Consider the following 25,227-nt stretch of genomic DNA (forward strand, 5'->3'; position numbering starts at 1 on the left):
GCGCTATGCGGCGCGCAGGCTCTCCAAGAACCTCGTAACCTGATCGGAGAGCTGCTTTGACTGGCGCGTGAGGTCAGAGGCCGCACCGAGCACTTGGTCGGCTGCCGTACCGGTCGCCTCGGCAGCCTGGGCCACGCCGGTGATGTGGCCCGTCACCTCCTGCGTGCCGACGGCCGCCTGGGCGACGTTGCGCACGATCTCCTGCGTGGCTGCGCCCTGCTCCTCCACCGCGGCGGAGATCGATGTCGCAACGCCGCTGATCTCCCGGATGCGCATCGCGATCCCGCTGATCGCGCCCACGGCCCCATCCGTCGAGCCCCGGATCTGCGTTATCTGAGCCGAGATCTCATCAGTCGCCCGTGCGGTCTGGTTCGCCAGTTCCTTCACCTCGGCGGCCACCACGGCGAAGCCCCTTCCCACCTCGCCGGCCCGCGCGGCCTCGATCGTGGCGTTGAGCGCGAGCAGATTGGTCTGCGCTGCGATGGCGGAGATCGTGGCGATTACGTCTCCGATCCGCGCCGCCGTCGTGCTCAGATCCTGCACCAGCGCGCCGGTCTGCGCGGCTTCGCCGACCGCCGTCTGCGCCAGTTGCATCGATCCGTCGGCCTGCCGCCCGATCTCCAGTACCGACGATCCGAGTTCCTCGGCCGCCGCCGCGACGGTGTTAACGTTCATCGAGGCCTGCTCGGCGGCCGTGGCGACGTCGATGGACCGGCTGGCCGTCTGCGTCGCGGTTCCGGCCATAGTCTGCGCCGTCTCCTGGAGCTGCGCCGCAGCGGCCGCGACCATGCCGATGATCCCGCTCACACCCTGCTCGAAGGAATCGGCCATCTGCCGCATGGCGTGCTTGCGCTGCGCCTCGGCACCGGCCCTGGCCAGGGCTGCCTCTTCCTCAAGGCTGCGGTTCTGGACTAGGTTCTTTTTAAAGACCGCCACGGCCTCGGCCATCGCGCCGATCTCGTCGCGTCGCTGCAGGAACGGAACGCTCACGTCGAGCTGATTGTGGCTGAGCCTTTCCATCGTATCCTGCATCGCCAGCAGGGGCTTGACCACGCGGAACTGCGTGATGGCCAGGCCGCCGAGCGCGACGATCAGCACCGCCACGATGCTGGCGACGGCGAACAGCACCGCGCGCTCGGCACTCGCCGCCGCCCCCTCGGTCACGGCGATCACCGCGTCCATGGCAGTCGTTGCGACCGCGAGCACGGTGAGATGACGCGCATCGGTGTCGCGCTGGAAGTCTTTAAGCGGCATTGGGAACGTGCCGGTAACGAGGCCGTCGCCCATGGCTTGGCGCAACGCGGCGCTCTCCGGCGAGAACATGCTCGTCTGCGCCGTTGTGTAGACTTGCCGGAGTTCGTCCGGAACGCCCGGACGGCTCATCAGAGCCCTGACATATCCCCAATGCGCCTCGGTCCTGCCGAGTTCGGTGGCGACGAACGCCGCTTCGGCCGGTGCCAGCGGCTTGCCCCCTGCGATGACCCGGATGATGGTCGCGTAGACGCCTCCGACGGCGGAACGGGTGTGCCAAGCCGCCGCCTTGATGTTCACAAGGTAGGCGGCGGCTGGCGTCATCCGCTTGATGTTCTCGCCCACGTGCCCGGAGAGCTGCCCGAAGCTCCCGAGGGTCTTGTCCGCCTGCGCCGTCAGGGTTCCGGCGAGGAGGGCATCCCGCGCGCCAACCTCCTTTGTTAGCGCTTCATCGACCGGCGACCTAAGCAGGGTCAGCCGATGATACTCGGCGCGCGCTTCGATCAGGAGCGCATCGAAGGCGCCATCGTCCAGGTAGCGCGCCTGCGCCGCGATCGATTTTAGATGCTTCTCGATATCGGACCGCGCCTTGCCGATTCTCTCGCGAAGCGCTCCCGCTTGATCCGGCCCGACCTGAAGCGCTTGAGCACCGATCCCCCGCTCCAATCTCAGCGCCTGCATCGTCTGGAGGATGGCCTTGTCTGCCACCGCGCTATGCCTGGACGCCTCCGATGTCCTGACGACAGCCAAGGCTTCAAGAAGGTGATTGCCGACGCTGCCGATTAGAACAATACTGAGCAAGCCGACAACGGCGAACAGGCACGTTCGAACGGAAATAGATTTATCGTGCATATTGCATAACTCGATGTTGAGATTCATGTTTTGCGGAGTATTGGTTGGGATTGGTTAACATATATTGATATTGCTGGATGGTTTTATTTATAACATCGACAGGGAGTGAGTAAGCTGCTCTCCGTCTAACAGTAGGGTAGCCAGGCGCGTGCCGACGTCGAGGCAGAGTCGACCTCGGCTTCGGAACGGGGTGTTGATTAGGGATGGAGTTCCGCTTGAGCTGCCCACCGTTGCGGCGGGCCGAGGCGCGACGGCTTCAGAACACGGAGAAGCTCAGGCCAGCGAGGAATGAGGTGAATTGCGCCCCGGGAACGACGCGAGAATTGGCGCCGAGCAGATTCTTCTGATGCAGGACGCCGATGAAGGCCTTCATGCGATTGGGCTTTTGGTAGAGGAGTTCGCCGAGGTCGAGGACGAGGTTGCTGCGCATCAGAACCTCGGCCTTCAGCCGTCCGCCCTTCGGGTCGTCGCCGCGGGGCGGGTTGTAGGAGGCGAAGCCCGTCAGCGACAGCGGCAGGCCCGTGAACGTCAGTGGCACCAGATAGGTCGCTTCGACGCGGGGCACGATGTCCGTCCCAGTCTGGCGAAGGGGCGGCAGCAAATCGGCAAAGCGGAACCAATCCTTCTGGGCAAACACCGCGAGGTTGAAGAAGCCGATTGGGACATCGAACGAGAAGCTGAGGCCGCCCATCGCCCGGGTCCGCAGCAGCGACAGCCGCGTGTTATCACTCTGATGATCGACGCCGTAGGCCAGCGACACGTCCTTGATGATGCCGGGCAGGATGAAGAGCGGAGTTCCCGCCATGGTGTTGCCGCTCAAGGTGCCGCGATAGCTCAGGAATAAGGTGGTCTGGCCGTAATCGAAGGTCGTGGCCAGTCCGGGATAGGGCGGTCTGCCGGCCGGGATCTGCGAACCGTAGCGCCGCAGGTCGATGTTGAGGAAATTGGTGCCGTATTCCCAGCCATGGAGATGGGTGAGGCTCAGCATGTTGCCCGGAGCGCTGCGGCCTTCGATGGAGCGTCCGGCTCGGCCACCGGTGACGCCCGGCTGCCGGAGATCGTTCAGGTATGTGTAGGTCACCTGCGTATCGCTGAACCGGAAGAAGGGCGAGGAAGGTTTTGGAGGTTCGGGACCTAGGGGGGCGCCCGACGGGCCCTGGATCAGTTCTTCCGCCTGCACCCAACCCGGCGTAACGCTTGTAAAGAGCAGCAGAGAATTAACTAGAAGCGCCCCGGCTCGCACCAAACTGCCCCATCCGCCTCGCGTGGTTCTCCGGTGAAGCGCCAGCGGACGCTTCAAGGGTAAGCCGACAGTCATTCATCCCTCCTCAAATCATGTCTTCACAACTCCCGCTCTGTTTGAGTATCATATGTTATTTTTAGGTTAATAATCTGATAGGGCGCGTCCGTCTTGCGAGAGAATTTAATTCTATCTATCTGCTGGATTTTATGTGAGCGCGCTCATCTGGATGATCGATACCCCATTCGCCGGAAGAATCCGGGATCCGAGTACTTCCGTCAAAAAGTCCGGCTTCCCGGCCGGTGAGAGAGGTCATGACCTGACCAGTATTTTGGACCGAGCCGAGTGAGCGACTGTCTTGCTGGTCAAGCGGGTTGCCATGGCGTTCCGTCTCTTAGGATGGCGTTGAGGATGGTGATCAGCTTCCGAGCGGTGGCAATCAGGGCGACGAGCTTGGGCTTGCCGGCTGCGATGAGCCGGTCGCGGAAGGTTTTCAGCGCGGCGTTGTGACGGCTGGCCACCAGGGCACCCATGAACAGCGCCGTGCGAACAGGTGCGCGGCCGTCTGCGATGAAGCTCCTCCCTCGCCACCGACCGGATTGCCGCGTCCAAGGGGCCAAGCCGACCAGCGCGGCGACTTGCTTTCCGTTGAGACTTCCAAGCTCGGGCAGCTCCGCGATCAGGGTTCGTGCGATCGTCGGTCCAACACCAGGAACGGAGGTCAGGAGGGTCTCCTTCCTGCGCCATTCAGCGACCGGTCTACCTCTGCATCGATCGAGCGGTCGATTACATCCTGCTCCTGCTCCAATGCCTCTATGACGCGCCGGACGCTGTCTCGAATGCACGATGGAGCTTGGCTCGCTCGCTGCCGCTCGGACGCGATCAGCCAAGGCCTGAGTCTTGGCATCGGCCCGAGCGCGAACGGGTGGGTTGGTGGCCGCCGCGAACGGGGCGATCACGGTGGCGTCGATGCGGTCGGTCTTGGCCCGTTGGCCCAAGGCGTGAGCGAAAGCACGGACCTGTGCTGGGTTCACGATCACGGCTGGCAGCCTCCAGGTGGTGAGAGCACGTGCCACCATGGCTTCCAAACCGCCGGTTGCCTCCAGGACGACGAGCTTCGGCTTCAGGGGCCGGAGGCGTTCGCACAGTTGCTCCACGCCCTCGGTCGTACGGTCAACGGCGAAGTTCGCTCCAGAGGGATGAACGTGAATATCGAGGCGGTCACGGGCCACGTCGATCCCGACAACAGGAGCGTCCATCTGATCCCATCCTTGCGCAAGCGGGCTTCGCGTTGAGCGGCCCAAGCGACTGTTCGGGTTCGATGGAACGGCGGGCGAGGACCCTGGCTCACTTGCGGGCTTGGTGGCCCCAGAGGCTAACGGTCTCTCACCCGCAACCGCGCCGAGGAGCATACCCGGCGAGGTTGGGATCAAGTTACAAGAGGCTACTGCATGGCCGCTGCCATGGGTAGGCGGAAGGCTAGGGCCTGTTGTCACTTGAGCCAATCGAGCGTTGCGGCGAGGCAGAGGACACCGGCGAAGCTGACGGCGGTCTTCTCGTAGCGTGTGGCGACGGCGCGCCACTCCTTGAGGCGCGCCCATAGCCGCTCGACGATGTTGCGGTTGTTGTAGACCCAATCCGGACAAGCGAGTTGCTCCTCGTTGCGCTTGGTCGGGATCGCGGGGCGTGCACCGGTGGTCCAGATGTGCTCGCGGAAGCCGTGGCTGGAATAGCCGCGGTCGCCCACGACCCACTTGGGCACGCCGGGCAACCGGTCGAGGAGCGGGATGGCGTAAGGCAGTTCGTGGGCCTGCCCCGGAGCGATGCGGAAGGTGACGGCGCGGCCTCTCCCGTCGGCGATCACGCAAGCCTTGGTGCCATAGCCGCCACGAGAGCGGCCAAGTGCTTCACGAGCATCTCGCTCGGCCGCAGATCCCCCCTTTATGGATGGCCCGCCCCTCACCGGACTGCGCTGCTAGGCTTGCAGGGTAGCCGAGATGAGGAAGGGAGCGGGACGATGACGATTGCGGTTCTTGGGATCGACCTGGGCAAGAACAGCTGCAGCCTCGTCGGGCTGGACGCGGCGGGGCGGGTCGTGCTGCGCCGACGCATGCGGCGCGAGGGGGTGATCGCCTTCGGCGCGAAGCTGCCGGGGTGTGTCGTTGCGATGGAGGCCTGCTGCGGCGCCCATCACATGGGCCGCGCCCTGGCCGAGCAAGGCCACACCGTCCGGCTGATGTCGCCGGAGTACGTGCGCCCCTACGTCAAGGCGCAGAAGAACGACGACCGCGACGCCGAGGCCATCGCCGAGGCGGCCACACGCCCGACGATGCGCTTCGTGGCACTCAAGTCCGAGGCGCAGCTCGACGTGCAGACCCTGCACCGGGTCCGCGACCAGCTCGTGGGCGAGCGCACGGCGCTGACCAACCAGATCCGTTCCGTCCTGCTGGAGCGTGGCCACGTCGTGGCGCAGGGGCGCGCCAAGCTCACCGCTTGCCTGGCCGCGTTGCTGGACACAGACGCGGGCGCGTCGCTCACACCGCGCATGCGCACCCTCATGGCCGAGGTGCGCGAACGCTGGCAGGAGCTCGACCAGCGCATCGCCGCGCTCGACGCCGAGTTCGCTGAGCAGGCCCGCATCAACGAGGACGCTCGTCGGCTGACCACGATCCCGGGCATCGGCGCACTTAACGCGACCGCGCTGGTGGCGGCCATCGGCGACGTGGCCAGCTTCGCCCGCGGGCGCGATCTAGCGGCTTGGCTTGGTCTCGTACCGCGGCAGGTGACGACCGGCGGGAAGCCTCGGCTCGTCGGCATCACCAAGCGCGGCAGCAAGTACCTGCGCAAGACGCTGGTCCAGGGTGCCCGCGCCGCGCTGCCCTCGCTGCGCCAGAGCGACACCCATCTCGGGCAGTGGCTGCGCGGGCTGCTGGCGCGGTCGCACGTCAACACGGCGGTGGTCGCCCTGGCGGCCAAGATGGCGCGCATCGTCTGGGCGCTGCTGCGCCACGGGCGGGTCTACGAGCCGGCGGCCGTGGCCGCCTGATCCGAGTTCGGCCGGCGCGGACGCGCCGGCCTTTCGATGTCTGCGGGCGGTGAGAGGAAGATGGCCTGACAGTCGACCGGTGTTCTGGAAGCCTCTCCGCAAAAATGGCGCTCGACGCCGACCCCTTTATGAGGCCCAGGACGCGCGGATCTCCATCTTGGCCAACGGCGCTGCCGGAAGGCCGGATACGTTTATGCAGACTGCACAGACCAGCGGATCCGAGCCACTTGCGGACGGGGCGGGCCATACGTTTTGCGGCACCTGCCGCTTTCTGGTGCGCCCGCACGTTGCTGCCGTCAAGGAAGACCATGCCCAGCGCGACGCCGCGCTCCTGCACGCGATCGAGCAGCCGCTCCCACACCCCGGCGCGTGCCCAGCGGATGAAGATCTGTGCCGCCTGCCACCAGGGCCCCAACTCCTCGGGGATGGCGCGCCACTTCGCCCCGTTCTGATGTCGCCAGAGGATCGCAGAGATCGTCCGCCGAAGCTCCTTGGGCGGTGTCTTGGCCTTCGGGCGGCAGGCCTCGATCAACGGCTCCAACTCACCCCACTGCGCGTCTGACAGCATCACGTCTCCTCACTTGAAAACGAGAAAACGCGAGCACCGACAATCCGTTCAGGCGACGACAGGCCCTAGATCAGGGAAGCTGACAGGCGCGGGCGGCCGGTAGCCCAGGGACGAGTGCGGCCGGACACGGTTGTATGTGTTCTGCCATAGGCCAATCACGACCTGTGCTTCTCTCAGCGAGTAGAAGATCTCCTGCCTCAGGCACTCGTCGCGCAGCTCTGTTCGGAGATCTCCGCCTCCTTGCACGCCAACGCCAAACTCTTGCCCTGAGCTGTCTCCACCTCGATCTGGCGCAGCTTCAAAACGACCTGCTCCGCGCTCGTCTTCTGTCCTCGCCGCATGTCCAACTCCTTCGGTCCTGGCTGATCCTCTCAATCAGCCCGGTCCAAAGCCATCCGGTCAGGTCACCTCCCGCCGAGGCCGAAGCGCGCTACTATGCCCAGACCGAAGTCCAAACCTTGGCAGCCTGACCCAAACCAAATGGCCTCCGGGAAAACCGGGGCGGTTCAGCTGGCGCCGTGCCCTGCGGGCTGGAGCGCCTGCACCGGAGATGTCGTCCCCCTGGGCTTCATCCCGCTGGCGCTGCCGGCACCGCCCTCCCCTGTCCGGGCCGAGCCGCTCCGCCCCAGTGCCATCGAGATCGAGATGGCCGGCGGTCATCGGCTGCGGGCCGAGGCGGGCGTGGAGGTCGTTCTCCTGCAGGGTCTGATCGCAACGCTGCTGGGCCGATGATCCCGGTCCCTTCCGGCTTACGGGTCTTGCTGGCACCCGCGCCGACATCGTGCGGATCATCGGGACGGCCAAGGTGCTCGACCGGGCCAAAACCCGCTGTGGGGAACGAGCGCTCGCCTGGAATCACGCCGTGCGCCGTGACCTCGCGAAATGAACCCCCCCTCCCCTATTGCCCTCCCCGCCCGGCCCCGATTCCCGGGAACGTCGGGCGCGGGGATGCCCCAACCACCTGCCCGTCGGCGGAGGCCGCCATGATGCACGCCTTGTCACGGCTCGACCCAGCCATCGCGCGATGGGCCCGGGCCACAAGGCGCCGTGACATGCTCACCATGGTCAAACGCATCACCGCCGGGATCACCGGCCATTTCAAGACGCGGATCACCGAATGGTTTGCAGCCGTTCTGCTGTTGCAGCTTGGGTGGACGCTGGTCAGTCCCCCCGCGTCGTTTCCCCCGTCCACCGCGTGGTCCGTGATGGCGGCACGGATGCCGGAGGAAACATGGGGTGCAATCATGCTGGCCATCGCCGGCACGCGCTTGCTCGCCCTCGACATCGACGGGACGTTCCGGTCGTTCCGTTACTGGCCTGCCCCCTGAAAAGTGATCCTCCTTGAAGGAGGCTTTTGAGCCTTTGTGGAGTTGACCCCGTTTGTGGTCCACGACCTACGCAAGTTCTCGGGCTGTAATGAGGGTCCCCCGGATCTTGGTCCGGCCGAAAGGTGAGCCTCCGGGTCTCATTCGGCGGGCTGCAGGGCCGCCGCCAGGGCGAATTCCTGGGGCGTTCGCCACCCCAGGGCGGTGTGAGGACGCCTCTCGTTGTAGTGCCGCCGCCACGTCTCGATCTTGCTCCTCGCGTCAGCCAACGACAAGAACCAGTTCGCGTTCAGGCACTCGTCGCGCAGGCGGCCGTTGAACGACTCGACCAGTGCGTTGTCGGTCGGCTTGCCAGGGCGCGAGAAGTCCAACGTGACACCGTTCTCGTAGGCCCAGCGGTCGAGGGCTTTCGAGACGAACTCAGGCCCGTTATCGACTTGAATCGCGCACGGTGCTCCGCGCAGCAGCGCCAAGCGGCCGACGACAGCCACGACCTGTTCGCCTTTGATGCCCTGGTCGACCTCGATCGCCAGAGCCTCGCGCGTGAACGTATCGACGACCGTCAGGGCCCGCAGCCGGCGGCCGTCGAACAGCGCGTCGGAGACGAAGTCCATCGACCAGCGTTCGTTCGGCTGGAGCGCAGCAGGCTGACGCTCAAGGTGTGCCGCGCTGACGTGCCGGCGCGGTCGCTTGAGCCGCAGGCTCAGCCCCTCGTCCCGGTAGAGACGGTGGACCCTCTTGTGATTCACCCGCCAACCCTCCCGGCGCAGCAGGATGTAGATTCGGAAGTAGCCGTAGCGCACCCGGCTCTTGGCCAGATCACAGATGCGCATCCGCAGCGGTGCCTGATCGGGCTTGGTCGCGCGGTAGCGGATGCTCGACCGGCCGACGCCGAGCGCGGCGCAGCCGCGCCGCTCGCTCACGGCATCCAGGCGAGCACGAGCAGCCTGTCGCGCTTCTTCGCCCGGCCTGTCCCCGACGCTGCCGACCGAGGGCTCGACCCCCGCCTCCGCCAGCCGCTCCGTGTAGCGTACGGCGAGGTATTGCGAGCCCCTGTCGCTATACAAGGTCCGTCAAGCCGAGCGGGACCAGGGCCAGTGGCCCGGACCAACGACGGACGAGCGCGAGCGGATCAAAGCACTGGAGCGCGAGAACCGCGAGTTGCGCCAAGCCAACGAGATCCTGAGGAAGGCGTCGGCCCATTTCGCGATGGCGGAGCTCGACCGCCGGTCGCGGACATGATCGCCGTCATTGACGATCACCGGGAGGCCTACGGGGTCGTCCTTCGAGAGCCTCAGGATGAGGCCGATCTGCCGCGTGCTGCCGATCGCCCCGTCAACCTATCACGCCCATGCCGCGCGGCGGGCCGATCCCGGCAAGCTGCCGGCTCGGGCTCGCTCGGACGCGGCGCTCATGGTCGAGATCCGGCGCGTGTTCGAGGAGAACTTCCACGTCTACGGAGTGCGGAAGGTCTGGCGGCAACTCGGTCGAGAAGGGATCGCGGTGGACCGTTGCACGGTCGCCCGGCTGATGCGGGTCATGGGGCTGCAGGGCATCGTGCGGGGCAAGAAGGTTCGCACCACCATCCCGGACCCGGCCGCGGCCTGCCCGCTCGACCGGGTGAACCGCCGGTTCAAGGCCCCGCGTCCCAACGCCTTGTGGGTCGGCGACTTCACCTACGTCGCGACCTGGACCGGCTCTGTATACGTGGCCTTCGTGATCGACGCCTATGCCCGGCGCATCGTCGGTTGGCGGGTCTCCCGGGCTCCATGCCGCCTTCGTGCTCGACGCTCTGGAGCAGGCCCTGCACGAACGTCGTCCCCTCCAGGGCGGCGGGCTCGTGCACCATAGCGACAGTCAGAAGATTGGCGCCAGTTCCCGGGCGGTCTGCCCCGCACTCTGATCGACCGATCGTGTCTTCCCCCGGACCTGTCGGCCGCCCGGGAACGCCCTGCGGTGAGGTTTTACCTCGCCGATGCCTGTGACCCGAGAAGGGCGTGGCCTGGTTCCATCGGCAACGGGTCCTGCGTGCTGACGAGCGCCTGAATTTGGCTCTTCTCGTCGACCGAGAGCACGACGGCATGGGCGGTTGGGTCGACGTAGAGCCCAACGACATCGCGCAGTTTAGCGGCGAAGGCCGGGTCGGTGGAGAGCTTGAACTGCCGGACCCGATGCGGCTGCAGCCCATGCCCACGCCAGATCCGTTGCACTGACGAGACGCTGATGGCCGCGACCTTGCTCATGGCGGCGGCCGTCCAATGCGTGGTCTCGCCGGGCGGCTCTTCCTGCGTCAGAGCCACCTCCGGCCCCAGCGGCGGGATGCGCGCCGGCCGCGTCTTATCCCGCAGGAGCCCTGCGACGCCTTCCTGCGCGAAGCGGTCCTGCCAGCGCCAGACCGCCGTCTTGGAGACGCCCGCCTCACGCATGATCGCGTGCGTCCCGAGCCCATCGGCGCTAAGCAACACCATGCGAGCCCGCCAGACGTGCTTCTGTGGCGTGTTTCGATCCGCGACCAGGGCCTCCAACCGAAGGCGATCCGCGGCGGAGAGCTTGAAAGACGCGCCCGTGGCGCAGCAGCGCCCAGACGATGCGCGCCATCTTGGCTGCCAAGGCCACCACCGCCGTGTTGGTGTGCGCTCGCGCCAGCAACCCGCGCAGCCACTGCCCGAGCCGCGTGTCACCCTGCCGGAGCGTCTGCATCGCGGCCCGGGCGCCCTGGATGAGCGTCTTGCGCAGGTACTTGCTGCCGCGCTTGGTGATGCCGACGAGCTTGGGCTTCCCTCCGGTCGTGACCTGCCGCGGTACGAGGCCGAGCCAGGCTGCCAGGTCGCGCCCGCGCGCGAAGGTGGCCACGTCGCCGATGGCCGCAACCAGCGCGGTCGCGTTGAGCGCGCCGATGCCCGGGATGGTCGTCAGCCGCCGCGCGTTCTCGTCCGTGCGCGCCTGCTCGGCGAACTCGGCATCCAGCGCGGCGATGCGCCGGTCGAGGCTCTGCCAGCGCTCGCGCACCTCCGCCACAAGGGTGCGCATGCGCGCTGTGAGGGAGGAGACCGCCTCCGTGTCGAGTAACTCGGTTAGACAGGCAGCCAGCTTGGCCCGCCCCTGCGCTACGACATAGCCGCGCTCCAGAAGGATGGCGCGGACCTGGTTCATCAGCGCCGTGCGCTCGCCCACGAGCTGGTCGCGGACCCGGTGCAGGGTCTGCACGTCGAGCTGCGCCTCGGATTTGAGCGCCACGAACCGCATCGTTGGGCGGGTGGCCGCCTCGGCGATGGCTTCGGCGTCGCGGTCGTCGTTCTTCTGCGCCTTGACGTACGGGCGCACGTATTCCGGCGACATCAGTCGGACCGTGTGCCCCTGCTCCACGAGGGCTCGGCCCGTGTGGTGCGCACCGCAGCACGCCTCCATTGCCACGACGCACCCCGGCAACTTCGCGCTGAAGGCGATCACCGTCTCGCGCCGCATCCGGCGGCGCAGCACGACCCGCCCCGCCGCGTCCAGCCCGACCAGGCTGCAGCTGTTCTTGCCCAGATCGATCCCCAGCACCGCGATCGTCATCGTCCCGCTCCGTCCCTTCAACTTAGCGACCCTGCAAGGCTAGCAGGGCAGCCCGGTGAGGGGCGGGCCATCCATAAAGGGGGGCTGCCACCGGCCCGAACCCGACGGACCGGGGCAAGCCGGGCACGAAGCGCCACCTCGTCATCGACGCCGGCGGCACGCCGCTGGGGGTGAGGCTGACGGGGGCCAACCGACACGACAGCCCGGAGATGGCACCGACCCTCGATGCCATCCCGCCACTGAGCGCGGGCCGGCGCGGCCGACCGCGCCGACGCCCTGACAAGCTGCACGCCGACAAGGCCTACGATGCCAAGGCGCGCCGGCAGGAGTGCCGGGCGCGGGGGATCGTTCCGCGCATCGCCCGCAAGGGCATCGAGAGCAGCGAGAGGCTTGGCCGACACCGATGGGTGGTCGAGCGCACCTACGCGTAATTCAACCGCTTCCGCCGCCTGCCCATCCGCTACGAGCGCCGCGCCGACATCTAGGAGGCCTTCACCACCCTCGCGGCAAGCCTCATCACACTCAACCAGATCTACCGGTTCTGTTAGGCGCTCTTAACCACCAGCAGCACGGCGTGCGAGTCGGCCGCGGCTGAGCGCCTGCAGCACCGGCCCCAGGCTGAACTCTCCTCGCCGCTGCCGGTCGACCAGCGCGCGCAGGTAGCCCCCCGGCGCCTTGATGTGCTCAGCCCGCTGCAGGATCGCTGCAAGTGTCACCGCTGCCGCATCATCGCCCATCACCTCACGGGCTTCGCCCCAAGCATGAGGGCTGATCCCAAGTATGGACCGGACGAGACCTGCGGTGTCGATGAGATCCCGCCAGGAGCCGATGCCGCCCCGAGCGTAGCTCCGAATGTCGGGGCATGCGTCTAGGACGAGACCGAGTGGGTAAGTGGTGCGGGTCGGGAGGTGAGCGGTGGCCGCCCCCTGCCCTGCCTCACCGCGTGCGGCCGGCGCGCCGTTTACCGGACCGGGCGATGTCGATCCCTTCCCCCCCATCTTGGAGGCTGGTTCATAACTAAAAAGTTCGGGGTTTGAATTCTGACAGTGCCGCTCATCCTGACCGGCATTGCCGCTCGAATTCGCGACTTCTTGATGCGCAAGCAACAGCTTGCCCACGTCGGCCGCCAGCCCAGCCAGGGCCTCTGCAGTCGCGTCCAAATTGGCGCGGGCAGCCACGCGGGGCAGGGCGCCCAGGATCGCGCCGTAGCGGGCTCTCAACGGCTCCGCGGCGCCCGGCGCGCCCTCCGCCGCCTCCAGAGCCTGGATCAGCTTCACGCAGTCCCGGCGCAGCAGCGTAACGCGCTCGCGGACCACGCGCAGCGCCATCGCCGCGGCGCGCACGGTCTCGGCTAAATCAGCGAACTCGGACGCGCGGGCGACAAGCGGGGCGAGGTCGAAGCCGTAGGCCTGTGCGACTTGGCCCCCTGCCCCGCGCCGGCAGTAGCGCTTTCCATTCGGGCTATCCCGGCGGATGACGATGCCGGCCTCTACCAGGGCGGCGAGATGGCGCCGGATCGTGGACTCGGCCATACCGCGCGTGCGCGAGCCCAGCGCCCGGTTCGACGGGAAGACGACGAGCCCGGGCCCCTCCCCGATCTGCAGCGCGGTCTCTGGCAGGAAGCTTGCCAGCGCGTCGAGCACGGCGAGGCTCGGCGACGAGAGGCCGAGCTGCGCGCGCGCCTCGGTGATGTCGCGGAGCACGGTCCACTTCTGGACGGTGGTCTCGCGCAGGCAGCAGTCTGCGTTCGCCTGCGCTCGCACTTGCGCAGCCGTCAACGATCGCCGCCCGAAGGGCGTCGTAATGTGGAGCATGCTCGGATCGAGTACCGGGCCAAGATGGGGCGTTCGCCGTCACGCAATCACGCGCGGTCGGCGGTGTTCAGCCTTGCGATGTGCCGGGAGATGTGATTCTCTGGGTCTGCCAGGACTACAGAGAGGGGGTCTGCCGCACTTCGGTTCGGTGGGCCCTTTCTTTTGACGGTGTCCTCGTCTCCTTCCTGTTGGTGGTGGATCGGCGGGGTTAGCCCTTGCTCGCCCGGTAGGCGGCAAGGATCTCGTGAAGCCGGCCGGCAAGGTAGTCGCCGAATCCGGGCTCGATCTTCTCGTCGGTCGTCACGCGCACGCCGGACGTGCTGCGCTCGACACGGGCGAATTTCATCCCCTTGGAGTCTTTCATCGTTTCACCCTTCGGCTTGCGAGCCGGCTTCGGCGCCGCGGTGAGCGCGGTCAGCACCACGGCGAATCGCTCGTCCGACGGCTTACCGGCAAGGTCCGGGGAGGCGAGGGCGGTATCGACCTGCTCCGGTGATGCGCCCTGAATCCGGTCGGCGAGCGTGAGCCAGCGCGGGCGGCCGATCTTCGGCGCTGGCCCGATCGCGGCGAGCACGGGTGCGGGGATCGCCTCCGCCACCGCGAGGTAGTTCACGAGGTCCGGGCGATGAACGCCCATGGCCTTCAGGATCACCTCACGCGCGACGCCGGCCTGCTCCATGTTCCGGGCGAAGTGGGCCCGCTCGATGTAACTCAGATCCTCGCGGGCCAGGTTCTCGGAACCCTGCGCCACGACCAGTTCGGCGTCGCTCAGGTCTCGCACCACAGCCCGGACTGGCTTGCCGATCTCGCGGGCCGCGCGCGTGCGGCGGCGCCCGTAGGCGATCTCGTAGCGTCCCGGCGCCGCTGGATGCTTGCGCACAAGGATCGGCGTGTGCTGGCCTTCCTCCCGGACCTGGTCCACGAAGGCGGTAAAGGCCGCATCGGTGGCGTCCGGCACCCGGTCGGCGATGGCGGACGGGTCGCAGAGGTTGGGGTCCAGTTCGACAACCCCGTCTTCCGCGAGAGCGGGGGCTGTCTGCGCGAGCCAGAGGGAAGCCATGGAACGCGCAGCCCCAGATCGCTTCTCAGGCGGGGGCGGGGCTGTAGCACCTGCTACAGGGGGTGAAGCCGTTGATTTCTCAGCATCCGCGGGGTGCGGGGCATCTGCCTGGATCGGCGAGCCCATTATCGCGGAAAGGCGTTTCTTCTGGCTCATGCGCGGCCCCACGCCCGGCCGATCAAGCTCTCGATCTCGCCGTTCACTGCGTCGAGCGCGTCAAGGGCGCGCCGGTAGGTCGATCCCGTCACTTCGTCGCGGCGTAGCGGGGTCTCGTAGACGGTCTGCCCGCGTAGTCCGGAGTTCGCGACTGCGGCCGAGTCGAGCATGGCCTTCGTCAGCACGCGCTCGCCGAACAGCCCACGCAGCATCGCGACAACCTCCGTCTGTGGGGTGTCGTTCGGCTCAAATCGAGTGACGAGGTAGCGGAACCAGTCGTGGGCCGGCGCGCCGCCCTGGGCGCGGACCGGCTCCATCAGCTCGTCCATCATGGTCAGGAATTGCCGCATGCTCGAGACATCGAGCATCTGCGGGTGGATGGTGATGAGGAGCGCCGTCGCGGCGGCGAGCGCCGAGATCGTGAGATAGCCGAGCCGGGGCGGGCAATCGATCACCACGGCGTCGTAGGCGTCCGCCACCTCGCTCAGCGCCAAGCTGATCCGAGCAAAGAAGGGGGGCTCGGTGTCGCCAGGCTGCCGCCGTGCCAAGTGCATCGGTGCCTCGAACTCGAACACCTCAAGCTCAAGGTCGGCTGGCACGAGATCCAGGCCGGTGAAATAGGTCTGCCGGATCACCTCCTGCATGCCCCGTCGCTCCGCCCCGTAGCGGATCGCGTCATAGATAGTGGGGTAGGGGGTCGCCTCGTTCTCCGGCCGGACGCCGAGCAACGTAGAGAGCGAGGCCTGTGGGTCGAGATCGATCGCCAACACGCGGTAGCCGCGCAGCACGAGGGACTGCGCGAGGTGGGCCGCGGTCGTGGTCTTGCCGGACCCGCCCTTGAAGTTCACGCAGGCGATGACTTGCAGGTGCTCGCCTGCTTCGGCATTTCGATGTGGCTGGTAGCGCCGGCCGACCCGGTCGATCTCGTGCAGATGCGCGCGGAAGGCGTGGATGTCGGCAAGCGTGTAGAGCCGGCGCCCGCCCGGCGCGACCTCGGGCTCGGAGACGAGCAGATCGGGCGAGAGTTGCCGGATCCGGCTATCGGTCACGCCGAGGATGCGTGCGACCTCGCCCGAGGTGAAGCGCCGGAGCGTCTTCGTCTCGGAGGGCGAGAACACGACGGCCGCGATCTCGCGCAGCTTCCGCTCAAGAAGGCGTGCGTCCTTCCCGGCTGTGGTGTTCGGCGCGGGCGCGAGGGGCCCGAGAGGAACGTGCTGATTCATGCTCCCGACTCGTTTGCGGTTTGGTGACGAATATCACCCTAGCACCGCAAGCGAGCATAGAGGACCGATTCGGTTTCGGGAGTCGAGTCCCGCGCAAGCCCGGCACAAGCTCGATCGCGGATTCGCGTGTGGAGGAACCCGCGGGTCGGACCTGCGTTCCGGACGCCTTGATGCAGGGCTCGGTTCGACAGACCAGCGCATCGACGATGCGGACCTGTCCGTGCTCCGGCTCCGCGATCAACACTGCGGATCGCAGGCGCAAGAGGTAGGTGTTGAAGGTACCACCAGACGCCGTGAGCCTAAGCGTATCCGCAAGGGCAGCGCGCGCGGTTGCCACCGGCCACGTCTCGGCGAGTTGCCAGAGCATCGACCCCGCGCCCGGGATACGCTCGGCCCAGAACGCGGCGAGGTCCGGTCCCGGCTCGGGCACGACCGGGATCTTCATCTCGCCGAGCGCAAGGAATCCTTCGTCCGTTGCGTAGAACAGGCTGCCGCGCTGTTCGATCCGGCACGCACCCCACAGGCGGGAACTCGTAGATCTTGAAGGTGTCGCCCGTGCGCTCCAGCCCAGCGGCGACCGCCCACTGCGCTTCCATCATGCCGGTAGGGTGCGCAGCCGCCAGCGCGGCGAGCGGGCGGCGCTCGGCACCGATGGTGGGACGGTGGAGGGCGGCGGCGCTGCGCTCTTAGGCAGGCCTGACTGCACGCTGCAGTCCGGGCCGCGTTGGCCAAGCCGCAGCGGCGTTGTCCGCGCAGGGTGCGGCTGGCGCAGCAGACCCATGAGGGGCCAGCCCGGCGCCGCGGACGCACCCTGAGCGCCGAGGGCCCGACAGGCCTCGGCAAGCGCGCGGGCGGCATCCATCAGTGTCCCCGCTTGGCGGGTCAGGTCGGTAGAGCGGTCGCACATTTCAGCGCGCCCCGCCTCCCGCCAGGCCGCCTGCCCGCAGCTCCCAGCCGATCCGTGTCGGCAGGCATGGTGGCCGATGATGGAAAAGCCCGAGAGGGCGCGGGGCGTCGCCTCTCTGCGGGCCATAGCACCGACCAGGGAATTTTCGATGCCCACAATCAGGGAGTATCGGTTCTCTGTCACCTTGTGGGGCGGTGAGAATAAGAACGGGAGCCTTCGCTCTGGGCGGAGATTCGGAGGATTAGAGTTAGCCCGGATCCGCCCATGCCCAAACGTTTGCTCCCCTTCATTCCAGCCTCGCTGCGCGTCATCGCGGTCTCGCCCGAGCCCGAGCGGGTGACGGTGCTGGCAGTGCCACGATCGACTACGCCGAGCTGTCCAGCCTGCCGCACGCGATCGGATCGCGCCCACGGCCACTACAAACGCTGCCTCGCCGATCTGCCCTGGCAGTGCCGCTCCGTCTGTCTGCGCCTGCACCTGCGCCGCCTGCGCTGCGGCAATCCTGCCTGCCCCCGCTGCACCTTCACCAAGAGCTTGCCGGACCTCGCGGTCCCGCATGACCGGCGAAACCGCGCTCCACTACGGCGCATCATAGGATTAGAATGCTGATGCCCGAGCAACGGCGGCCGGTGGCAGCGTTGGCGGGCAATCCAAGCGGTGCCCGGATGCGGCCGGAGGACCAGGGCTGGACCCAGGGCAGGCGGCCGCCCTCCAAGTCGACGATGATGCAGTCGGTAACCTCGCGATACACGTTGGTACGATCCGGCGTGGGCCGGGGAGGGGAGTGCGCCATCGGACAGACCTTCGCGACGAGCGGCCGCGGAGCCTCTCTCCCGACCTCTAAACCCGTCACGCGCCGCGCACTTGACCTCTCCCTCTCGACGGGGCGCCCAACGGCGACCGCAACAAGGGAGCGTGCGGGCAGCGCTCCGGCCCCATCGGTGCCGCAAGTCCTGCCAGCGCGCCGGTTGGCATCGGCTCAAGACGCGAGCGTCCCCAACGGGGCGGCACGTGACGGCGGACGAGGGCGAGCAGGGCTGCGGCAGTCTCGGCCCGCCCGCTGCAGGCCTTCACCGCGTCGGGATCGGGAGCGGGCACGCGGTCGATCACGGTGAGCCGTGTGGCGACCCGGGTGCCGTGCGGGGCGAACAGGCGCACGTCGAGGGCGGCGCTGAAGACGATGTGCGCGGTCCGATCGCGCCGCAAGCGAGCTAAGGCTTCGGCGCCGGTCGGGCGATCTGGCGCGAGCGCTTGCCCGGTGATCGCGACCAGACGTCTGCCCGGTGCGAGGCGGGCCAGGGCGGCGTCGAAGTGGCGTCGCGCAGCATCGGTGACGCGCCGCGGCACCCCATGGGCGGCGGCGATCAGCGCATCGGCCGTGGGGTGCCGCGACGCGAGGGGAGGGGACGCGGGACGGCAGGATGGCAGCAGACGAGATCATGGAAGGCTCCGTTGAGATGACGGCCGCGTCGCGGGCCTGCTCTTGCGCGCGCCTGCGACTTTCGCGAACTTCCCGACTGTGCCCGGCCTCTCCTGCGCCGTGGGTAACGCCGCATCGCCGCGGCAGCCCGGGCATGCAGAGCGACGCGCAGCCCATCTCGGGACGGGCAACGGGCGGCTCCCACCGGACCAGCGCACGGCCCGCTGCGCAGCGGGCCGGCGTCGGTCGAGGCGGAGGAAGGCCCTGGCGCTACTCGGCCGCTTGCGGCCAGGCTTCTGCCTCCGGCAAGGCGCTCGCGTCCGGGTCGGTCAGGAAGGCGGGAAGCACGGTGCCGGTCTCCGCGGCCGCGCCGTGGTCGACACCATTCCGGGGCAGGGGAGGGGGCTTCGTCGCCCTCCTCAGGCGTGCGCAGCGGCTGCGGCAGCCATCCGGTGCTGGCCACGAATCGTTCCGCTTCCGCGGCCATGTCGGCCTTGCGCAGATGGTCGATGAGTTGAACCGCCGTCTCGCCCTTCGCCTCTCGCACCGCGGCGAGGATGCCGGCCTTCGTCGTGCGCCCGAAATAATTCGCGACGTTCGGCGTGAAGCTGCGGGTCATGTCGAGGCCGACTTGCCGGGCGATCCGGTCGGCGGGCGACACGGCGCGGTCGAGCTGAGCGTGCGGCAGGATCACGGCATTGAGGCTGAGTGACGTGCAATGCGCGAGGAGGTCATGCCGGCTATCATGATCGGAGACGCGCAATGCCGACCAGAGATCCTGGGGCCGGGATGGTAGTTGCTGGGACCAACTGGCATGCCGCTCGGCGATCGCAGCCGCCGCCGGGTTGTCGGCAAGCCCCGGCACGGCGCTCGCCAGGGCGATGTGGCGCGCCTTGATCTCTAGGCATGTCTCCCTCGCGCCGCTCCCCCGCTAGAAGGTCCGGAGCGTAAGAGCATGCAGCAGAGCGAGCAATGCGGCGTCGGGATCGCGGGCGAGCGCGTCGCGCAGGCCGAGGGCGTGCACGCTCATCAGATCGGTCAGAAGCCGGTCGGAGATCACGGCCCCGGCTTCGTCCGCACCCACGGGGCCGGGCACCGCCGTCCCGTCGTCGCCGGTTGCCGGCTCCGGCCGTTGCGCGTCCGGCCCGTCCGCTTCAGTTCCGACCTCCCGCGTCCCGGGCTCCTGAGCGCCCGACTCATCCTCCGGGCGCACGTATCCGCGCTCGCCCCGAAGACGACCGGAGGCGTCGAGCGACACGAAGGCGCCGGCGCACGCGATCTCCTCCGGGTTGAAGATCGGCGGCCGCTCGTCCAGCGCTTCTAACATCGCCTCGATCTCGCCGAGCCGCTGGTCGGCGGCGGCCAGCAGTTCCTCGGCTGCGGCGTGCTCCGCCTCGATCGCATCGACCTCCAGCAGCAGCGCCGCACGGCTCGCCTGCTCCTCCGGGCTCGACCCGCTCTCACCGCACAGTCGGCGCAGGCCGACCGAGTGGCCGTAGGCCAGATCGGGCGACGCCTCGACCCAGCCCCAGCCTTCGGCCCGGATGCGCTCCGCGTCCTCGGCCAGACGGTCCGCCGTCAAGCGGTCGAGCAGAGCGACATCCTGCAGCCAGCCGCCGCCATCGTCCGCGGCGAACAGGTCACGCAGCGTCACACCGCCGGCGGCCTCGTAGGCCGCGAGTCCGCCCGCGCCGAGCGCGACACGCGCCAGCCCACGATCCGGCGAGCGAAGACATCGACCACGAAAGCCGCATAGACGAAGCCGCCCCAGGTGGCGACGTAGGTAAAATCCGCGACCCACAGTCTGTTCGGACACGCGGCCTTGAACTGCCGGTTGACCCGGTCGAGTGGGCACGCCGCGGCCGGATCAGGGATCGTCGTCCGGACTGTCTTACCTGGCACGACGCCTTGCAGACCCATCGCTCGCATCAGCCGTGCGACGGTGCAACGCGCCGCCGTGATCCCCTCGCGGCCGAGCTGCCGCCAGACCTTGCGCACGCCGTAGACGCAGAAGTTCGCCTCGTACACGCGCTGGATCTCGGTCATGAGCACCGCATCCCGCTTGGACCGGGCCGGCAGCCTGCCGGGATCGGCCCGGCGCGCGACATGGGCGTGATACGTCGACGCGGCGATCGGCAGTACGCGGTAGATCGGCTCGACCCCGTAGGCCCCGCGGTGATCGTCGAAGAACGCGATCATCGCTTGAACGGGCGGTCGAGCTCCGCCTGAGCAAAATACGCCGATGCTTTTCTCAGGATCTCGTTGGCCTGCCGGAGTTCGCGAACCTCCCGCTCTAGCGCCTTGATCCGCTCGTGCTCGTCCGTCGTCGGGCCGGCTCGTTGGCCCTGGTCCCGCTCGGCTTGGCGTACCCAATTCCGCAGCGTCTCACCCGAGCAGCCGATCTTGGCGGCAATCGAGCGGATCGCACCGTATTGAGAGCCGTGCTCGCCCTGGTGCTCCAACACCATCCGCACAGCGCGTTCACGGACCTCAGGGGAAAAGGGTGGGGTTCGCTTTGTCATGGCTCCATCCTCTCAAGAGTTGGAGCCTACGAAAATCCCGGGGCGGTTCAGCGTGCCCAGCGGATGAAGATCTGTGCCGCCTGCCACCAAAGACCCAACTCCTCGGGGATGGCGCGCCACTTCGCCCCGTTCTGATGCCGCCAGAGGATCGCAGAGATCGTGCGCCGAAGCTCCTTGGGCGGTGTCTTGGCCTTTGGGCGACAGGCCTCGATCCGCGGCTCTAACTCACCCCACTGCGCGTCTGACAGCATCACGTCTCCTCACTTGAAAACGAGAAAGCGCCAAAATTCGCAATCCGTTCAGGCGACGACAGGCCCTAGGCTGCGGCCCGATTCGGGGTCAGCGTGTTCGGTGCCAGCCGCTGGCCTGGACAGTTTTGCGGCATTATGCAGCAACCTCACCCAAAAGCGTTGAGGTTGCTGCACGAGACCAAGAGCTAGAGTTCCTTCTTGGGCGCCAGGGCCTGCATGAAACGGTTCATGCGCTCCCGCTTCTCTGATCGGCCCCCACGCGGTGGTCCAAGTTCTAAGTTAGTGCAGGGTCGGCCTTTGCTCCACGGGTCGCTTGGCCGGCGGAGCCGACTGGGTGAGCGCAGCCGGCCAAGCGGTGAAGGCCGGCACGAACACCTCCGGGGCCGGTGGTCGGTAGCCGAGCGAGGCGTGCGGGCGCACGCTGTTGTAGTGTCGACGCCAACTCTCGATCACGATCTGCACCTCCTTGAGCGTGTAGAAGATCTCACCGTTCAAAAGCTCGTCCCGTAGGTCACTTCCGTCACGCCGATGGCCCGGATCGCCTCCGCCACGCTCTGGCCCTGCGAGACCAGAACATCCACCTGCCGCAGCTTGGCGACCACGTCTTCCGGCTTGTGCCGCTTCGTTCCCATCTGTCCGTCCTCATCTGGCTCAAAAGCCATACCTCAGGGCGGAGCACTTCAGTGGGGGCGGATCACTGACCAGGTGCGCCTTCTCGATCATCTGCAGCACGCTCGGGCCATAGCGCACGGTCACGCTGCTATCGAGCTGGGCGCCTTCCCAGGTGACCTCCGTGATCAGCGGCGCGGCGCTGCCGCGGCTGTCCGGCAGGGCGCCGATCGCGCGGGTTTTCTTGATCTTGTCGAGTTCGACCAGCGAGCGGCCTTCGTGGATGAGCACGCTGACCTGCTGGATCTCCTGGAACACGTGCACGAGGCTCAGGAGATTGTTGACGTGCTCGGTGCGGCCCATGACACGGATCAGCTCGCGCCAGCTGGTGCGCGTCTCGTAGTAGGTCCGCGTGGGTGGGATGAACGTGCCCGGCCGGTAGTCCGGATTGGGCATCGAGACCTTTTCCCGCTTGAGGCGGAACAGCGCGTAGATCGCGTCGCGGTGTTGGCTGCCGAGCTCCCGGCCCTTCACCTCGACGACCGAGTAGCCCGGCACCTCGTACACACGGGTGAAGTTGCTGTCGGTGATCAGGTTGACCTTGCGCGGCGCGAACGCCGAGGTCCGCGCCAGGCGGTCCGGCATCACCGCCGGGTTGCGGCGGCCGCGCCGGTTTTTGAGCGTCCGCTCGCGGCGCGCGAGGCGCTGCTGTTCTTCAGGCGTGAGCGGGCGTCCGGTCGTCATGGTTGCGACTCAGGCTATGGCAGAACGGGAACACTGGCACCAAAATTCGGGAACAGCAGCCCCAAATTTTGCCCACCGTTGCAGCAGCCCACATACAGCCTGTCGACATTCCCAACCGCTTACGGCTTGCGGTAAACGGCAAACCGTAAGCGGTCGCCTTATTTGTCTTTGAACTCCGCCAGGGACGGCTGCCCGTACTTCTCCAGCACCATGTCGAGGCCCTCGCGCAGGTAGCTGTTCAGGTCGCGGTCGTGCTCGATGCACATCAGGCGCAGGCGCTTGCTCGCAGCTGGCGGCACATAGACGGTCAGCTTGACGTCCTGCGGCTTGACCGGACGGCTGGCCGGATGCTGGACGACCTCAGCCGTTTCCTGCGGAACGGGTTGCGTGTGGCCGCCGAGGGCAGCCTCAAGCGACGCGGGTTTCTTGGCCATGTGGCTTCCCTTCCATCTTTGTGAGCGCCCACTGCAGCAGTTCGCGCACTTCGGCGGCGGCCTTGCTGTTGGTGTCGCGTTCGGTGACCCCCTGCCCTGTCGCCAGCGCGTCCATGTGGTCGGCACGCATGGCGAGCGGCGTGCTCGCCACCGCTCCGGAGAGCTGCAGCACGCGGAAGGCGTCGCTGGTGCGGATCGAGCGGCCCGGCGGGCACTGGTTGAGGACGTAGGAGAACGGTTTGTCGAGGCGGGCGATGCTGCGCACGGTCGGCCGGGCCGCCTCGATGTCGGCGATGCTCGGGCGGGCCGGAATGAGGCAGAGGTTAGCCACCTGGATCGCGGCAGTTGCCGCGGGCGTATCAACACCCGGCGTGTCGATGATCACCAGCTGGACACCCTGCTTTTTGAGCAGGCCCATGGCGGCCTCGAGCTGACCGGCCTGGAGGGCGTTGACCTCGGGGCCGCCCTCGGCCTCGCGGCGCTCGTACCAGTTCTTGGCGGTGCCCTGCGGATCGAGGTCGATGATCGAGGTCTTGATGCCCCGCTCCTCGGCCGCAACGGCTAGGGAGACGGCCAGGCTGCTTTTGCCGGTGCCGCCCTTCTGGGTGACGAATGCGATGACGTTCATGGCGGCATCCTTTCCAGCGGGCAGCCTAAACCGCAAGCGGTTAACGGCATGCTGCAGGCAGTATGCAGCAAGCGGTGTACCCTAAGCGACACACCGTAAACGGTTTGCCGTTTACGGCAATGATCCGCCCCCACTGAAGTGGTCCGCCCTGAGGTATGGCTTTTGAGCCAGATGAGGACGGACAGATGGGAACGAAGCGGCACAAGCCGGAAGACGTGGTCGCCAAGCTGCGGCAGGTGGATGTTCTGGTCTCGCAGGGCCAGAGCGTGGCGGAGGCGATCCGGGCCATCGGCGTGACGGAAGTGACCTACTACCGCTGGCGCAAGGAGTACGGCGGCCTGAAGAGCGATCAGGTTCGACGGATGAAGGACTTGGAGGTTGAGAACCAGCGGCTGCGCAAGGCGATTGCGGATCTCACCCTCGACAAGCTGATCCTGCAGGAGGCCGCTCGGGGAAACTGACCAGCCCCGCGCGCCGACGCGCCTGCATCGCGCATGTCATGAACGTCCTAGACGTCTCCGAGCGCCGCGCCTGTCGGGCGCTCGGGCAGCATCGCTCGACGCAGCGCAAGGTGCCGCGGGGAAGAGAGGATGAGGCCGCGCTGACAGCCGACCTCGTGGAACTGGCTCGCCAGTACGGGCGCTACGGCTACCGGAAGATCGGTGCATTGCTGAAGGCGGCGGGCTGGTTCGTCAACGACAAGCGGGTCGAACGGATCTGGCGGCGCGAGGGGCTGAAGGTCCCGTCTCGGCAGCCCAAGCGCGGCCGCATCTGGGACGGGGATGGTTCCTGCCTGCGATTGCGGGCGGAGCGTCGCGATCACGTCTGGTCCTACGACTTTGTCGAAGCCCGCACGCACGAGGGCCGCAAGTTCCGGATGCTGAACGTGGTCGATGAGTTCACGCGGGAGTGCCTGGCGATCCGCGTCGCACGCAAGCTGAAGGCGGCGGACGTGATCGACGTGCTGTCCGACCTGTTCATCCTGCGCGGCGTGCCCGGCCATATCCGCTCGGACAACGGTCCGGAGTTCATCGCCAAGTCCGTGCAGGCCTGGATCACCGGTGTCGGCGCCAGAACAGCCTACATCGCACCCGGCTCGCCATGGGAGAACGGTTACGTCGAGAGCTTCAACGCACGACTACGGGACGAGCTTTTGAACGGTGAGATCTTCTACACGCTCAAGGAGGCGCAGATCGTGATCGAGAGTTGGCGTCTACACTACAACAGCGTGCGCCCGCACGCCTCGCTCGGCTACCGACCACCGGCCCCGGAGGTGTTCGTGCCGGCCTTCACCGCTTGGCCGGCTGCGCTCACCCGGTCGGCTCCGCCGGCCAAGCGACCCGTGGAGCAAAGGCCGACCCTGCACTAACTTAGAACTTGGACCACCGCGTGGGGGCCGATCAACGGCGACACCGTCATTCGGATTGCTGATGATTGGGACGGTCACGTCCTTATCGAAAAGCTGTACGTCGCCCTCCGGGAAGCTCGCCAAGCTTGGGACAAGGCGGCCCTGCTGAGGGAAGCAGGGCCAGTCCGCGACGAGAAGCTGGCAGAGCGTCCACTGCCTTGAGAGTTTCGTCCGCTACGGGTGGTTAGCTGCCGTACGGTTGAATTGAATG

At 67.3% G+C, this 25,227-nt stretch carries 17 protein-coding genes, 14 pseudogenes and 2 other annotated features; of the genes and pseudogenes, 8 read left to right on the forward strand and 23 right to left on the reverse strand.

The window, feature by feature from the left end:
• Positions 1 to 3: 3 nt before the first annotated feature.
• The 4 genes and pseudogenes from OVA30_RS00580 to OVA30_RS00595 all read right to left on the reverse strand — a co-directional run.
• Positions 4 to 1,959 (reverse strand): methyl-accepting chemotaxis protein, encoded by a 1,956-nt coding sequence (locus OVA30_RS00580; protein ID WP_253386693.1) that lies wholly within the window; start codon positions 1,957 to 1,959, stop codon positions 4 to 6.
• A 400-nt stretch (positions 1,960 to 2,359) separates the two neighbouring features.
• Entirely contained in the window at positions 2,360 to 3,184 is an 825-nt protein-coding gene (locus OVA30_RS00585; protein ID WP_253374192.1) for a hypothetical protein, read from the reverse strand.
• A 524-nt stretch (positions 3,185 to 3,708) separates the two neighbouring features.
• A pseudogene (locus OVA30_RS00590) lies at positions 3,709 to 4,602 on the reverse strand (IS110 family transposase).
• Between the two features lie 233 nt (positions 4,603 to 4,835).
• Positions 4,836 to 5,297 (reverse strand): annotated as a pseudogene (locus tag OVA30_RS00595) (IS5 family transposase); the annotation flags it as partial.
• 63 nt (positions 5,298 to 5,360) lie between these two features.
• Between OVA30_RS00595 and OVA30_RS00600 the strand changes: the two are divergent.
• Complete coding sequence (locus OVA30_RS00600) at positions 5,361 to 6,389, forward strand: IS110 family transposase (RefSeq protein ID WP_261926093.1); 1,029 nt, start codon at positions 5,361 to 5,363, stop codon at positions 6,387 to 6,389.
• 208 nt (positions 6,390 to 6,597) lie between these two features.
• On the opposite strand, the pseudogene OVA30_RS00605 reads toward OVA30_RS00600, so the two are convergent.
• The 3 pseudogenes from OVA30_RS00605 to OVA30_RS00615 form a co-directional block, all read right to left on the reverse strand.
• A pseudogene (locus OVA30_RS00605) lies at positions 6,598 to 6,957 on the reverse strand (transposase); the annotation flags it as partial.
• Between the two features lie 48 nt (positions 6,958 to 7,005).
• Positions 7,006 to 7,173, reverse strand: a pseudogene (locus OVA30_RS00610) (integrase core domain-containing protein); the annotation flags it as partial.
• Positions 7,173 to 7,298: pseudogene (locus tag OVA30_RS00615) on the reverse strand (IS3 family transposase); the annotation flags it as partial. The pseudogenes OVA30_RS00610 and OVA30_RS00615, both read right to left, overlap by 1 nt.
• Before the next feature lie 139 nt (positions 7,299 to 7,437).
• Here OVA30_RS00615 and OVA30_RS00620 point away from each other — a divergent pair.
• Positions 7,438 to 7,689: a hypothetical protein gene (locus tag OVA30_RS00620; RefSeq protein WP_253374191.1), complete on the forward strand. Its 252-nt coding sequence runs from the start codon at positions 7,438 to 7,440 to the stop codon at positions 7,687 to 7,689.
• 320 nt (positions 7,690 to 8,009) lie between these two features.
• A complete protein-coding gene (locus OVA30_RS00625) occupies positions 8,010 to 8,285 on the forward strand; it encodes a hypothetical protein (protein ID WP_253471783.1) in 276 nt (91 codons plus the stop codon).
• A gap of 137 nt (positions 8,286 to 8,422) precedes the next feature.
• Here the strand turns inward: OVA30_RS00625 and OVA30_RS00630 are convergent.
• Positions 8,423 to 9,220, reverse strand: a pseudogene (locus tag OVA30_RS00630) (IS3 family transposase); the annotation flags it as partial.
• Between the two features lie 130 nt (positions 9,221 to 9,350).
• Between OVA30_RS00630 and OVA30_RS00635 the strand changes: the two are divergent.
• Positions 9,351 to 10,137: pseudogene (locus OVA30_RS00635) on the forward strand (IS3 family transposase); the annotation flags it as partial.
• Positions 9,479 to 9,617 (forward strand) — a sequence feature (AL1L pseudoknot). Its footprint overlaps the pseudogene before it by 139 nt.
• Positions 10,138 to 10,276: 139 nt before the next feature.
• On the opposite strand, the pseudogene OVA30_RS00640 reads toward OVA30_RS00635, so the two are convergent.
• Together OVA30_RS00640 and OVA30_RS00645 are read right to left on the reverse strand one after the other, a co-directional pair.
• Positions 10,277 to 10,807: pseudogene (locus OVA30_RS00640) on the reverse strand (IS630 family transposase); the annotation flags it as partial.
• A 22-nt stretch (positions 10,808 to 10,829) separates the two neighbouring features.
• Positions 10,830 to 11,840 (reverse strand): annotated as a pseudogene (locus OVA30_RS00645) (IS110 family transposase); the annotation flags it as partial.
• Between the two features lie 80 nt (positions 11,841 to 11,920).
• Between OVA30_RS00645 and OVA30_RS00650 the strand changes: the two are divergent.
• Positions 11,921 to 12,388, forward strand: a pseudogene (locus OVA30_RS00650) (IS5 family transposase); the annotation flags it as partial.
• 6 nt (positions 12,389 to 12,394) lie between these two features.
• Here OVA30_RS00650 and repC read toward each other — a convergent pair.
• The 3 genes from repC to repA form a co-directional block, all read right to left on the reverse strand.
• A complete protein-coding gene (gene repC, locus OVA30_RS00655; RefSeq protein ID WP_268174245.1) occupies positions 12,395 to 13,654 on the reverse strand; it encodes a plasmid replication protein RepC in 1,260 nt (419 codons plus the stop codon).
• A gap of 208 nt (positions 13,655 to 13,862) precedes the next feature.
• A complete protein-coding gene (gene repB / locus OVA30_RS00660) occupies positions 13,863 to 14,714 on the reverse strand; it encodes a plasmid partitioning protein RepB (protein ID WP_253374188.1) in 852 nt (283 codons plus the stop codon).
• Positions 14,715 to 14,866: 152 nt separating this feature from the next.
• Entirely contained in the window at positions 14,867 to 16,093 is a 1,227-nt protein-coding gene (repA, locus tag OVA30_RS00665; protein WP_253374187.1) for a plasmid partitioning protein RepA, read from the reverse strand.
• 1,171 nt (positions 16,094 to 17,264) lie between these two features.
• On the opposite strand from repA, the gene OVA30_RS00670 reads away from it, so the two are divergent.
• Complete coding sequence (locus OVA30_RS00670; protein WP_268174246.1) at positions 17,265 to 17,609, forward strand: transposase family protein; 345 nt, start codon at positions 17,265 to 17,267, stop codon at positions 17,607 to 17,609.
• Here OVA30_RS00670 and OVA30_RS00675 read toward each other — a convergent pair.
• Both OVA30_RS00675 and OVA30_RS00680 read right to left on the reverse strand, forming a co-directional pair.
• Positions 17,590 to 17,793, reverse strand: a complete 204-nt coding sequence (locus tag OVA30_RS00675) for an ArdC-like ssDNA-binding domain-containing protein (RefSeq protein WP_253386695.1) — start codon at positions 17,791 to 17,793, stop codon at positions 17,590 to 17,592. The genes OVA30_RS00670 and OVA30_RS00675 overlap by 20 nt on opposite strands.
• Before the next feature lie 56 nt (positions 17,794 to 17,849).
• On the reverse strand, positions 17,850 to 18,206 hold the full coding sequence (locus tag OVA30_RS00680) for a hypothetical protein (RefSeq protein WP_253374185.1): 357 nt from the start codon (positions 18,204 to 18,206) through the stop codon (positions 17,850 to 17,852).
• Between the two features lie 368 nt (positions 18,207 to 18,574).
• Between OVA30_RS00680 and OVA30_RS00685 the strand changes: the two genes are divergently transcribed.
• Positions 18,575 to 19,132 (forward strand): hypothetical protein, encoded by a 558-nt coding sequence (locus tag OVA30_RS00685; RefSeq protein WP_253374184.1) that lies wholly within the window; start codon positions 18,575 to 18,577, stop codon positions 19,130 to 19,132.
• A 219-nt stretch (positions 19,133 to 19,351) separates the two neighbouring features.
• Here the strand turns inward: OVA30_RS00685 and OVA30_RS00690 are convergent, their stop codons facing one another.
• The 8 genes and pseudogenes from OVA30_RS00690 to OVA30_RS00725 all read right to left on the reverse strand — a co-directional run bounded on the left by OVA30_RS00690 (position 19,352) and on the right by OVA30_RS00725 (position 23,608).
• Positions 19,352 to 20,074, reverse strand: coding sequence for a hypothetical protein (locus tag OVA30_RS00690; RefSeq protein WP_268174247.1), 723 nt, complete (start codon positions 20,072 to 20,074; stop codon positions 19,352 to 19,354).
• A gap of 26 nt (positions 20,075 to 20,100) precedes the next feature.
• Positions 20,101 to 20,942, reverse strand: a pseudogene (locus tag OVA30_RS00695) (IS3 family transposase); the annotation flags it as partial.
• Positions 20,545 to 20,661 (reverse strand) — a sequence feature (AL1L pseudoknot). It overlaps the preceding pseudogene by 117 nt.
• Before the next feature lie 50 nt (positions 20,943 to 20,992).
• Positions 20,993 to 21,193: pseudogene (locus OVA30_RS00700) on the reverse strand (transposase); the annotation flags it as partial.
• 279 nt (positions 21,194 to 21,472) lie between these two features.
• Positions 21,473 to 21,703 (reverse strand): annotated as a pseudogene (locus OVA30_RS00705) (integrase core domain-containing protein); the annotation flags it as partial.
• A pseudogene (locus tag OVA30_RS00710) lies at positions 21,700 to 21,825 on the reverse strand (IS3 family transposase); the annotation flags it as partial. The pseudogenes OVA30_RS00710 and OVA30_RS00705, both read right to left, overlap by 4 nt.
• 19 nt (positions 21,826 to 21,844) lie before the next feature.
• Positions 21,845 to 22,546, reverse strand: a complete 702-nt coding sequence (locus tag OVA30_RS00715) for a hypothetical protein (protein WP_268174248.1) — start codon at positions 22,544 to 22,546, stop codon at positions 21,845 to 21,847.
• A 158-nt stretch (positions 22,547 to 22,704) separates the two neighbouring features.
• Complete coding sequence (locus OVA30_RS00720; RefSeq protein WP_268174249.1) at positions 22,705 to 22,980, reverse strand: ribbon-helix-helix domain-containing protein; 276 nt, start codon at positions 22,978 to 22,980, stop codon at positions 22,705 to 22,707.
• The gene (locus OVA30_RS00725; RefSeq protein ID WP_043768327.1) at positions 22,955 to 23,608 is read right to left on the reverse strand and encodes a ParA family protein; all 654 of its coding nucleotides are present in this window, start codon (positions 23,606 to 23,608) and stop codon (positions 22,955 to 22,957) included. Before OVA30_RS00725 ends, OVA30_RS00720 begins: the two co-directional genes overlap by 26 nt.
• A 185-nt stretch (positions 23,609 to 23,793) precedes the next feature.
• Here OVA30_RS00725 and OVA30_RS00730 point away from each other — a divergent pair.
• A protein-coding gene (locus tag OVA30_RS00730) for an IS3-like element ISMex5 family transposase (protein WP_085985476.1) occupies positions 23,794 to 24,977 on the forward strand; the annotation gives its coding sequence in 2 pieces (ribosomal slippage) (positions 23,794 to 24,058 and positions 24,058 to 24,977; 1,185 coding nt in all).
• Positions 24,978 to 25,227 lie beyond the last annotated feature (250 nt).

It is taken from the genome of Methylorubrum sp. SL192 (assembly GCF_026672325.1).
Taxonomy (GTDB): Bacteria; Pseudomonadota; Alphaproteobacteria; order Rhizobiales; family Beijerinckiaceae; genus Methylobacterium; species Methylobacterium extorquens.